The 11,993-nt window shown below is 43.6% G+C and carries 10 protein-coding genes; 5 read left to right on the plus strand and 5 right to left on the minus strand.

Annotated features, from left to right (window positions below; all coding sequences use genetic code 11):
• Positions 1–40: 40 nt before the first annotated feature.
• Together glgA and glgC are read right to left on the minus strand one after the other, a co-directional pair.
• Positions 41–1,546 carry a glycogen synthase GlgA gene (gene glgA / locus R3289_RS07460; RefSeq protein ID WP_413466687.1) on the minus strand — a complete coding sequence of 502 codons (1,506 nt, stop codon included), beginning with the start codon at positions 1,544–1,546 and terminating at the stop codon, positions 41–43.
• 10 nt (positions 1,547–1,556) lie between these two features.
• Complete coding sequence (glgC, locus tag R3289_RS07465) at positions 1,557–2,774, minus strand: glucose-1-phosphate adenylyltransferase (RefSeq protein ID WP_318924897.1); 1,218 nt, start codon at positions 2,772–2,774, stop codon at positions 1,557–1,559.
• 392 nt (positions 2,775–3,166) lie between these two features.
• Between glgC and R3289_RS07470 the strand changes: the two genes are divergently transcribed.
• A complete protein-coding gene (locus tag R3289_RS07470) occupies positions 3,167–4,606 on the plus strand; it encodes an alpha-amylase family glycosyl hydrolase (RefSeq protein WP_318924898.1) in 1,440 nt (479 codons plus the stop codon).
• On the opposite strand, the gene R3289_RS07475 is transcribed toward R3289_RS07470, so the two are convergent.
• The gene (locus tag R3289_RS07475; RefSeq protein ID WP_318924899.1) at positions 4,603–4,884 is read right to left on the minus strand and encodes a PepSY domain-containing protein; all 282 of its coding nucleotides are present in this window, start codon (positions 4,882–4,884) and stop codon (positions 4,603–4,605) included. The genes R3289_RS07470 and R3289_RS07475 overlap by 4 nt on opposite strands.
• Positions 4,885–5,054: 170 nt before the next feature.
• Here R3289_RS07475 and R3289_RS07480 point away from each other — a divergent pair, with 170 nt between their 5' ends.
• Together R3289_RS07480 and R3289_RS07485 are read left to right on the plus strand one after the other, a co-directional pair.
• Positions 5,055–6,194: an amidohydrolase gene (locus tag R3289_RS07480; RefSeq protein WP_318924900.1), complete on the plus strand. Its 1,140-nt coding sequence runs from the start codon at positions 5,055–5,057 to the stop codon at positions 6,192–6,194.
• A 47-nt stretch (positions 6,195–6,241) separates the two neighbouring features.
• Positions 6,242–7,627, plus strand: a complete 1,386-nt coding sequence (locus tag R3289_RS07485; RefSeq protein WP_318924901.1) for a class II fumarate hydratase — start codon at positions 6,242–6,244, stop codon at positions 7,625–7,627.
• Between the two features lie 42 nt (positions 7,628–7,669).
• Here the strand turns inward: R3289_RS07485 and R3289_RS07490 are convergent, their stop codons facing one another.
• Positions 7,670–8,386, minus strand: coding sequence for an EAL domain-containing protein (locus R3289_RS07490; RefSeq protein WP_318924902.1), 717 nt, complete (start codon positions 8,384–8,386; stop codon positions 7,670–7,672).
• Positions 8,387–8,791: 405 nt separating this feature from the next.
• Here R3289_RS07490 and R3289_RS07495 point away from each other — a divergent pair, with 405 nt between their 5' ends.
• Complete coding sequence (locus R3289_RS07495) at positions 8,792–9,568, plus strand: HAD family hydrolase (RefSeq protein WP_318924903.1); 777 nt, start codon at positions 8,792–8,794, stop codon at positions 9,566–9,568.
• A 129-nt stretch (positions 9,569–9,697) separates the two neighbouring features.
• Here the strand turns inward: R3289_RS07495 and R3289_RS07500 are convergent, their stop codons facing one another.
• Entirely contained in the window at positions 9,698–11,128 is a 1,431-nt protein-coding gene (locus R3289_RS07500) for an NAD-dependent succinate-semialdehyde dehydrogenase (protein ID WP_318924904.1), read from the minus strand.
• Between the two features lie 326 nt (positions 11,129–11,454).
• Between R3289_RS07500 and R3289_RS07505 the strand changes: the two genes are divergently transcribed.
• Positions 11,455–11,991 (plus strand): cytochrome b, encoded by a 537-nt coding sequence (locus R3289_RS07505; protein WP_318924905.1) that lies wholly within the window; start codon positions 11,455–11,457, stop codon positions 11,989–11,991.
• Positions 11,992–11,993: the final 2 nt, after the last annotated feature.

Here is an 11,993-nt window from a genome sequence, read left to right on the forward strand (position 1 = left end):
CTCGAGAGAGGGCTTTAGAATATCCAACAATAAAGTCAAATCAAACGCAGGTTTCTGAACGCAGTACTTCAGCCGCCAGTGTCTGTCTACAGCCTAAGTACATTGCCAGATATTGTTCAGCCGAGTCTTTCCAGCTAAATTTGCATGCCATCGCATTTAACTGCAATCGCTTAAACTCTTTAGGCTGCTGACAATAAAGTAACAGACTTCTCTGCAGCTTGATCAGCAGTGCTTCTGGCGTAGGCTGCTCAAAAGTAAAGCCCGTCGCCACTTGCGGAGTCTGATCATAATCGATAACAGTATCTTTCAATCCTCCCACCGCTCGTACAATCGGTAACGTACCATAAGCTAAGCTGTACATCTGATTTAAACCACAAGGCTCAAACTCTGAAGGCATCATAAAGAAGTCAGCTGCGGCTTCAACGCAATGCGCTAGCGGATTACTGTAGGTTTCAACAAACGCAAACTTCTCTTTATGTGCTTCACTGATTTCTCGCAGTGCACTGGCAAGCTTGGGGTCACCGGTTCCGACAAGCACAATCTGAACATCGTTGACGAGGAAATCGCTCAAGATAGGGATCAGGTAATGAATACCTTTCTGCTCTGTCAGCCGACAAACCATACCGTAAAGCGGCAAATCAACGACAGGCAAATTAACCTGTTGCTGTAAATCACGCTTACACGCTTTTTTACCGCGAGCCAGGCTGACCTTATTTGCTTTAAAGTTTTGCTTTATGTAGGGGTCAGTTTCAGGGTTCCAATCACCATAATCACAACCATTCACGATGCCATAGAGATCACCGGACCTGCTCTGGAAGTCAGATTCCATACCTTGAGCACCTAAGTAAGACAGTAATTCTGACGCATAAGTAGGGCTAACTGCATTCACTTTATCCGCATAAGCAACACCCGCTTTTAGCATACTGATATGAGAGGGATCGACTTCAGCATTGATGTAACGGTGTTGGATCAACTCAGGGATCAAACTGTACTGATCGTAATTGAAAACACCTTTGAATACCGCATTATGAATAGTAATGACACTTTTCGTTTGTGCGAAAAATGCACTCTGAGCATAACGGGTTTTGAGCAAAAAAGGCACCAATCCGGTATGCCAGTCATTACAGTGAATAAAGTCAGGCTGGAAATCGACTTTTTCACACATATCCAAAGAGGCAGCGCTCAAGAAAGCAAAGCGCTCGCCATTATCAGCATAGGCTTGGTTATTTTCAGCATACAGCTCAGAACGGTCAAAATACTGCGGAGCATCAAGTGCATAAACCGGCACATCACCACTTGCTAGCTGCATGATCTTATAACCGACAGCAACAGGTTGTGGTTCAACATATAGCTCAGTGGTCAGTAGCGAAACGGCATGATCACGACCAGTTACGGTCTTATAAAATGGCATGACAATTCGAACATCATGTCCCATTTCTCTTAAAGCAGCAGGCAAAGACTTGACTACATCGGCAAGACCGCCGGTTTTCACTAAACCGTCGACCTCAGAGGCTACAAATAAAATCTTAAGCGGTACTGTTAACACCGCATTCTTGTTAGAAGCCAATTTTTGCTCCTTTAGGGATCACGACAATACCGTCATCAGATACGTGATATTTCTTTCTGTCTTCTTCAAGATTTTCACCAATCACTGTACCGGGGGCAATCTGTGCGCCTTTATCGATGATCGTACGACGAATTGAACAATTTGAACCAATCTTCACATCACCCAAAATAACCGATTCAGAAATCATGCTGCAATAATCAACATTGGTACGGAAACCAAGGACTGATTTATGTATTTGCGCACCTCGAATATAACTCCCCGCTGAAATCATACAGTTATTAATATCTACTTTGCAGTCATCACTATCTAAAATAGTCGCAGGTGGTAGCGGTGGGTAATGCGTATGTAACGGCCATTGACGGTTATACAATGAGAACTGAGCATCAGCTGAAAGCAGATCCATATGGGCTTGCCAGTACGCTTCAATCGTACCTACATCGCGCCAGTATCCTTTATTTTTCTCGCCCGGAATAATGTTGGTATTAAAATCATAAACAAACACTTTACCCTGCGGGAAAAGCTTAGGAATGATGTCTTTGCCAAAGTCGTGACTAGACGTTTCATTAATTGCATCTTCTTCCAATTCTGAACATAATGTATCCGCTTCAAAAATGTAGTTACCCATTGAAACCAATGCGTGATCAGGATCGCCAGGAATGGATTTTGGTTGGGTCGGTTTTTCTTCAAAACCCACCATGCAGCCTTTTTCATCCACTTCAATAACACCGAATGCGCTGGCTTCACTCAATGGCATACGCAATGCTGAAACCGTTAGCTCCGCATCTTTTTCCTTATGGAAATCAAGCATCTGCTTCACATCCATTTTATAGATGTGATCACTTCCAAAGACGCAGACTTGGTCAGGTTCCGCCAGTTCAATGAAACGAATGTTCTGATAAATGGCATCGGCGGTACCGTCATACCAACGCTTACCCATGCGCATCTGAGCAGGAACAGGATCAATAAAACGGTCGGTAATACCTGAAATATTCCAGCCTTTTTTCATATGGACATACAAAGACTGAGATTTGAACTGAGTAAGAACATAAATTTTTAGAAAATCAGCATTTACAAAATTGTTCAAAGCAAAGTCAATCAGGCGGTAACTACCACCAAATGGAACCGCAGGCTTGGTCCGTGTATCTGTTAAAGGGCGCAAACGAGAGCCCTCACCGCCTGCTAAAATCATTCCTAAAACGCCAGCCATGGTGTCACTCCTTGTTGATACTTAAGCACTCAGACACATATATACCACATCGCCATACCAAATGAGAATTGAATTGCAATGCATGCTGATGAGTAATTACGAAATTTGATAATTTTCAGAGCAGAACATGAAACTCTCGTGGCTGGTTTTCAAAGGAATGAGATCGCTGATGTAACTGAGGATGTAACTATAGGCAAATCAGTCGGCATACATACGGACAAAATATTATAAAAAATTGATTTTCTGATATAGGCTAGAAAATATCAGCTAAGCAAGGCTACTCCCCCAGATCTCATACCAATAAAATCGGTGGTGAGATGAGTTCAAATGATGGTAATCAGAATATTATTTATTCAGTTGACTATTAGTTTAAAAAGCGTGGTAGTAAAAGCATGGCTTCATTATTAACAGCAAAACACTCACCTGGCACTGCGCCTTCACATGCAACTAATGTTATCTTGCATGCCTTCGACTGGCCATATAACAAAGTAACAAAGAACGTTAAAGCTATAGCAGATGCAGGCTACAAAGCCGTTCTGGTATCACCTCCCTGTAAATCATACCGGTCAGACAACGGCACACCATGGTGGCAGCGATATCAGCCGCAAGACTATCGTGTGATTGATAATCAATTGGGTAATACAACTGATTTTAAATTAATGGTGAATGCATTAAAAAGGCATGAGATACATACTTATGCAGATATTGTCTTCAATCACATGGCAAACGAATCGGCACAAAGACAAGATCTGAATTACCCATGTAAAAAAACACTTTCGGAATACAGCGATAGCGAAGAATATTTTGAATCTATCAAGATATTTGGCGATTTATCACAGCCTCTTTTTACGGAATGTGATTTTGTAAACGCATTTCCTATTAAAAACTGGAAAGATCCATGGCAAGTTCAACACGGACGAATCAGTAGTGGGGTCAAAGATGCTGGTCTGCCAACATTAAAATCAAATAAAAATGTAATTAAACAACAAAAGTCTTACCTCACAGCATTAAAACAATTAGGCATAAAAGGCTTCAGAATCGATGCCGCCAAACACATGACATTAGAACACATTCGGCAAATCTGGGATGATGATATCAGTGAAGGTGTGCACATCTTTGGCGAGATCATTACCGATGGCGGCGCCACAAAGGAGGAGTATGAACTTTTTCTTAAGCCTTACCTGGCAAACACCCAGTTAGGTGCCTATGATTTTCCGCTATTCCACACCGTATCTGATGTATTCAATCACAATGCATCGATGGCAACCCTTATTAACCCATATTCAGTTGGTTATGCCCTCGCTAACCACAGAGCAATTACCTTTGCCATCACCCATGATATCCCGAACAACGATGTCTTTCTTGATCAGGTCATGTCAGAAGAAGATGAACGTCTGGCTTATTGTTATATCATGGGCCGGGATGGCGGCGTGCCATTGATCTACACCGATCTTGATACCAGCGGGATAAAAAACAAAGCGGGTCAGCCTCGCTGGTATAATAGCTGGCGTGATCCGATACTGGTCAATATGATTCACTTTCATAACCGAATGCACGGTCTACCCATGGAAATTGTCCAGCACAGTGATGATCTTCTGGTATTTACGCGTGGCCCAAAAGGACTGGTGGTGATCAACAAAGGCAGTCAGCAAGTGAGCATTGACTTGCCCGAAGGGAACTATAGTGACTTAGTTGGCATGCAAAACGTGCTGCTCATTCAGCCTGTTTCTCACGCTCAGGGGACGCCTTATTATGGTAACAATAAGGGAGATAAGCAGAGCCTGAAAATACCCGCGAAATCATGTGCAATGCTGATCAATAGCGATACTTAGTCGAGTTCAGCATCCAGAACTTTGCCCGTATAAAGGTCCATTACCAGCCCCACTTTTTGGCCACTTTTATTACGGGCTTCGATTTCAACTTCATATTCATCGCGTTCCACTTTGATTTTTCTAAAATCATAGTAGCCTTCACTCTGCAATAATTTCATTGCCTCGGGCACAGTCAACACCAGTGCGTCTGCAGAATCTACAGGATCAGCCACTACTGGCGCTATCGCCATCAAACTCACCAATATAATAAACCGCATACTAGCCCTTAATACTTTCATACGACTTCTCAAACACGTTTATGGCATCATCTCGGTCTCTGAGCTGCTAATTCTCCAGATAAGCCAGATGAATATGCCAATTGATATAACACATCATCGTGAAATCGATCACATAATAATCTACGTGGGCCGAGTAAAGTGAAGCAATCGAATGACGACTGAACAATGATATGACTGCGAATAGAGATACTCATTTCGATCCAATACGCTTCAGGCATCATCTCCACCGTTACCCTGAACTATCACTCAACGAACAGAAAACCGCCTCTGAAATTACGGACCAACTCCTTAAATTCGGATTAACACCTAAAACAAATATAGGCGGCCACGGCATTTTAGTTGAAATCAAAAGTGAGAATCCAGGACCAATTACCCTGCTTCGTGCTGATTTTGACGCCTTGCCGATTAGTGAAAAAGCCCAACATGATCACGCCTCTCGTCATCATGGCTGTATGCATGCCTGTGGTCATGATGGTCACACAGTCACCCTGCTTGCCGTTGCTAATCGACTGAGCCAGCACCCGCCAGCATCTGGCCGAGTTATTCTGTTATTCCAGCCAGCCGAAGAAATTGGGCAGGGGGCGAAAATGATGTTGAAAGACCCTCGAATCCAGGATTTGCGACCCGATTATGTTTTTGCCTACCATAACCTTCCGGGCCATCCGTTAGGCTCTGTCGTTATCAAAAGCGGTGTTTTCGCCTGTGCATCGATCGGCGTGAAAATCACGCTGTTCGGTAAAACATCGCATGCGGCAAAACCCGAAAAAGGCAGAAGTCCGGCCCCTGCTGTTGCGAGGATCATGGATTATCTCCACCAGATGCCGGAAGCATTTGAAGATGTGTTCAGCCTAGTCACCCTTGTGCATGTAAAGGTCGGTAATGAGGGCTTTGGTACTGCGCCGGGCCGTGCTGATGTTATGGCAACGATCCGCAGTGACAACAACTACGCCTTAGAATACATGAAACAAAGCCTGCAGGATTTTGCGCAAAAACAAGCTGAAAGCTATCAATTAGGAATGAACATTGATTGGATCGAACCTTTCAGTGCAACAGTGAATGATCCCATCGCTACCGATATAGTGATAAAAACAGCAAATAGCTTAAACTACCCCGTTATCACACCAGCAGAACCGATGCGATGGTCAGAAGATATGGGGGAATTCTTGCGGCAAGCTCCTGGCGCACTATTTTGTTTAGGCAGTGGTGTCGATCACCCCGAGCTGCATAACCCGGATTATGACTTTCCTGATGCGCTCATTGGACGAGCATCGAGGCTGTTTTTAACGCTAATCAAGCAGCTTCATGACTAATACCCAAACTCGCTACAGCGCACCTCTTGACGATAAGGAACGACATCATGTCTTCACATTACCGGATTGAAAAAGACAGTATGGGCGAAGTCCGTGTGCCAGAAGATGCACTCTACCAAGCCCAGACACAACGTGCCGTTGATAACTTCCCAATCAGCGGCATGACCATGCCCGAACAATTTATCAAAGCACTGGCCTATATTAAGCAAGCAGCGGCTCGCAGTAACCTGGAGTTGAAATTATTAGATCACCATATAGCCCATGCGATTATCTACAGCTGCCAGGAAATTATTGATGGAAATCATATAGAACAATTCCCCATTGATATTTTCCAAACCGGCTCAGGCACCAGTTCCAACATGAATGCCAATGAAGTCATTGCAACTCTGGCCTCAAAGAAATCAGGTCAGATCATCAGCCCCAATGATCACGTAAATATGGGGCAAAGCAGTAACGATGTTATTCCTACCGCAATTCAAGTGAGTGCTGCCCTAGCCTGTCATTTCAAGCTATTCCCTGCTTTAGCCCACCTCATTGAGGTATTAGACGCTAAAACAGACGAGGTTGGCCATATTACTAAAACCGGTCGCACCCATTTAATGGATGCCATGCCTGTGACCCTAGGTCAAGAACTGCAAGGTTGGAAAACTCAGCTCGAAAAAGCACAAGCAGGCATTATTTACGCTTTAGATAATGCCTGTGCACTGGCACAAGGTGGAACCGCAGTCGGGACTGGTATTAACGCCGAGCCTGAATTTTCCGCTATCTTTGTCAACAACATTTCAATATCCACCGAAATCCCCTTTGGCCCCAGCGACAACTTCTTTTATAACCTCGGCAGTCAAGATGCCATCGTTGCCCTGTCTGGTCAGCTGAAAACGGCGGCGGTGGCGTTCATGAAAATTACCAATGATTTACGTTGGATGAACTCCGGCCCTCTTGCCGGTTTAGGTGAAATTGAACTGGAGGCATTGCAACCCGGTTCATCAATTATGCCCGGCAAAGTGAACCCGGTGATCCCTGAAGCTGCGGCTATGGTCGCCGCACAAGTTATTGGTAACGACGCAACGATCACTATTGCTGGCCAATCAGGCAACTTTCAGCTGAATGTTATGTTACCGGTCATTGCGCACAACTTAATTCAGAGCATTGAGTTACTGGCAAGTGTATCAGTTGTTCTGGCAGATAAAGCTATCAGCAGTTTCACCGTACGTGAAGACAATCTGCAGCGGGCACTTGCCAAGAACCCCATTCTTGTCACGGCGCTGAACCCTGTTATTGGCTATCTCGAAGCGGCAAAAATTGCGAAGAAAGCATACAGCGAGCAACGTGCGATTATTGATGTCGCAGAGGAAGAAACGGAGTTAAGCAGGGCCGAGCTCGAAGCATTGCTCGCTCCTGAAAACCTGACTCAGGGGGGCATTGCTCACTAGACTTTACGCTCCCGCCGGTTTAAGGCGGGAGTGTACAATTCATTAATCGGTATAAGCCCGCTCTGGCTCAATAGACAAACATTGCACCAGTTCAGGACGACCAATGTAATAGCCTTGCATATAATCGACACCGAGCGCTTTAGCCGCTAGATAACAACCGTGGTCTTCAACGCCTTCAAGCAATACTCTTGCATCGATTTCTCTGGCCAATGCCATCGCCTTAAGCAATTTACCCGGATCGCCATTGATGTATTCAGCTAACAGACTTTTATCCATTTTAATAATCTCCGGTTTTACCTCACGAACGCGTAATTCAGATGAGGCACCGACTCCGTAATCATCAATGGCAATTCGTAATCCCTGTTGACGCATAGTTTGCAGGGATTGCACTAACCGGACATCATTGGAACAAGAGTGCTCTAATAATTCAAAATAAATTTGATCTATAGATAAACCTAAATCTATGACACGAGGGATCAACGTATTTTTGGTCAGAATATGCGTATCGGCATCAATCACTGCTGCTGGGCTCATGTTAAGAAATAAGCGCTCACCAGAAGAGAAACGAGAAAAATTACGTAAATGAATCACTTTTGCAAGCCGATCGATATTTATTCGATCACGCTCAGTCAGAAGCTCTGAGGTGAAAAAGGGCTCAGTCAGTAATTGATCTCCCGACTCGTCAAATACCCGCAATAATGCCTCATAGCCAAATAACTTGCCCGACAAAGATACAATCGGCTGAAAAGCGCTTTTCATGACATACCTGTCATAAACAACACTATAACTATCGTCATCTGATAAGATTAAATGTTGCTCCAGCTCACTTATTGCTCTTAGTATTTTTCCCACAAAGTTACTCTTTAATCATGTATCAGTTTAAGTACGCAACATTTAACATCATAACTAATATTTGTTATCGCAATAAATATTAGTTTAGGTCCGTGTTTTATCGAAAAAGTGTATGAATTCAGATGGAAGACTCGATAACGTTGCTATAGTAACGCTTTTTTTTAAGATCGGGTGTTTCATAATTGCGACATTCTGAATTAATTAGACGTTTATCCAGGCCCAATAGGTAAGTTCGTTCACCGCATATTGCTATCGTCCATAAACACCGCTGACCCATCTCTGACGCCAAAAATACATGAAAGTGAAAAATAAATGTCATACTCCATGCTTAATCTAGCGGTAACCAAAAGAGAAAAACAAACCGATACGTCAAGGAAAAGTAGTTTGATATTTGATAGCCCTATGATGAACAATCAACCCTATTTAGCGATTTTTGATTTAGACGAAACATTAATCGCCGCAGATTCAGCCAGCTTATGGAATGCATTTCTTGTTCAAAAAGGTCTTGTTCCTGCGACTTTACGTGAAAAAGAACAATATCTGATAAAAGGGGATGTAAAAGGCCCATCGGATATGAATACTTGCATGCAAGCCACGCTTACCCCTCTTGCCGGACGTGATACAACTGCGATCAACACGCTTGTAGTAGAATTCATTGAACAAGATATTAAGCCTGCATTATATCCCGATGCTCTGGCTAGAATTGCATGGCATAAAAAACGGGGGGATGTAGTTTTAATCATCTCGGCAGCCAGTGAACATTTAGTTAAACCGATCGCGACGATGTTAGATATCAAACACGTTATTGCCACTGAACTTGAAACTATCAATGGTATTTTCACTGGCAGCACCAAAGGCACGTTAAGTGATAAAAATGGAAAAGTGATAAAAATGAAGGCATGGATGAAAGCACATAACACACAATTTAAGGGGATCTATGGATACAGCGATTCGATCAATGATCTTCCAATGCTAGACGCTGTTGACCGCCCTTTTGCGGTAAATCCTGATCCGGCTCTTGCCCTGCATGCACAAATGCATGAATGGACCATCATGGATTGGCGTCACGAAAACAATATATTGCGATAACATCTGATTGTCGGGTCTTGAAAAATCAACTCTTCCATCAGCCTGATAAAAAAAGTGGTTTGGTATATGCCAAACCACTTGAAATTTCAACCATGATGGCTATTTAGGTTTCATGGGTATGTTATATAGTTAATTAATGTTTCCAAAGCAGAGGTATTTCACGGCCATATATTCATCAATTCCCTGCTTACCCCCTTCACGTCCGATGCCAGACTGCTTCACTCCGCCGAAAGGTGCGACCTCGGTTGAGATAATGCCCTCGTTAATACCAACCATACCGAATTCCAATGCTTCAGCCACAGTCCATATACGATTGATATCTTTACTATAGAAATATGATGCCAGACCATAAATAGTATCGTTGGCCATAGCGATCAGCTCCTCATCATGACTAAAGCGGATCAGCGGTGCCACAGGACCAAAAATTTCCTGTTGGACAATGTCCATATCCTGGCAGACATCTATCAATACCGTCGGATCGATGAAAAGGCCATCTAACGGCGTACCGCCAACAGCAATTTTGGCACCTTGATCAACCGTGCGTTGGATCAAGTCGTTGATGTTATTCTTGGCATCCTGGTCAATGATCGGACCAATGTTAACGCCGGTATCTAATCCATTGCCAATTTTAAGTACCTTTACCCCAGCAACGAATTTTTCTACAAATTCATCATACACTGCGTCATGAATGTAAAAACGATTCGCACAAACACAGGTCTGCCCTGCATTACGGAACTTCGAGGCTATTGCACCTTGTACGGCTTTATCAACATCGGCATTGTCAAAGACAATAAACGGCGCATTGCCACCGAGCTCCATTGAGGTCCGCTTCACTGTATCGGCACACTGCATCATCAACTGTCGGCCTACGGCAGTAGAACCGGTAAACGAGAGCTTTCGAATCAACGGATTACGACAAAATTCATCACCAACCATTTTTGATGAGTGATTGACCACAACTTGCAGCAAACCATCGGGTAACCCTGCTTGTTCAGCCAATTCGGCCAGCGCATAAGCAGATAACGGAGTTTGGTTGGCAGGTTTAACAATAAAGCTACACCCTGCAGCCAGTGCCGGAGCCGCTTTTCGGGTGATCATTGCAAGAGGGAAATTCCATGGCGTAATGGCCGCGGCTACCCCGATAGGTTGCTTGATAGTAACCACACGACGGTCACTTGCCGGGGCTGGTATCACATCGCCATATGTACGCTTGCCTTCTTCTGCAAACCATTCAATAAAGGATGCACCGTAGGCAACTTCACCAGCGGATTCAGCCAACGGCTTACCCTGCTCCTGAGTCATAATACTCGCTAAATCGGCTTGATTTTCCATCACCAGTTTATACCAACGCAGGAGAACCTTCGCTTTCTCTTTCGCGGTCGTTTTCGCCCATCTTCGTTGCGCAGTATGAGATTTTTCAATCGCTGATATAATTTCAGATTCAGACTGTGTCGGAATATGACCGATCACTTCACCTGTTGCCGGATTAGAGATTTCTAAGGAGGTATCTGATGGTTTACAGAAAAAAGATACCAATGATTTATTCATAATCTCATGCATGGCTTAGCCTTTTACTTTTAAATAAAGTTCATTATAAATGATGTAATATTAGGGATAAAAAATTACCCGATCAAATAAAAGTAACCTGGAGCTAAAATCATTTCTTCACAAAATGTGTTTGAAAGGAAATGTCATTCCTACATACATTTCATTCGAATTGAGTTCCCAGAGGAAGCTCTGAATCTCGTATCTTGAGGTAGTGTGGCTATGTGGCTATATGTTCATTCAAATTATTTGATGAACTTGTTCGGCTTCTCCCGGTTTTATCTGCCAGAATTTAAACTAAAATGTTTATTATTCTGGATTGATAAGACATAACGTTAGCAATGAAAAACACACCAAATAATTACGACTGGCTGTCTATCACTATCCACTGGCTATCAGCCATTGTGATTATCGGCTTGTTTGCTGTTGGGTTATGGATGGTTGACCTCAACTACTATTCACAGTGGTACAAACCCGTACCGCACTGGCATAAGTCGGTTGGCTTGTGTCTGGCTTTTGCGACTCTCTTCCGCCTGAGCTGGAAGTACTTAAAAGGACACCCACCTATTGAAGGTGCCAGTTGGGAGATCTTGGGAGCGAAACTGGCTCACGGTGTGATTTACCTCTTGCTCTTTGGACTCTTTATCTCAGGCTACCTGATCTCTACCGCTGACGGACGTGAAATCGCGGTATTCAACTGGTTCTCGATCCCAGCTCTGGGAGAGCTGTTCCCAAACCAGTCAGATATTGCCGGAGAAATTCATTATTACCTAGCATTCAGTCTTATCGGACTGGCTGCTGTACATGCACTTGCTGCTTTAAAGCATCACTTTATAAACAAAGACAATACATTGAAAAAAATGTTGGGAGTAAAGTAAAC

Source organism: Photobacterium sp., assembly GCF_033720175.1.
GTDB lineage: Bacteria > Pseudomonadota > Gammaproteobacteria > Enterobacterales > Vibrionaceae > Photobacterium.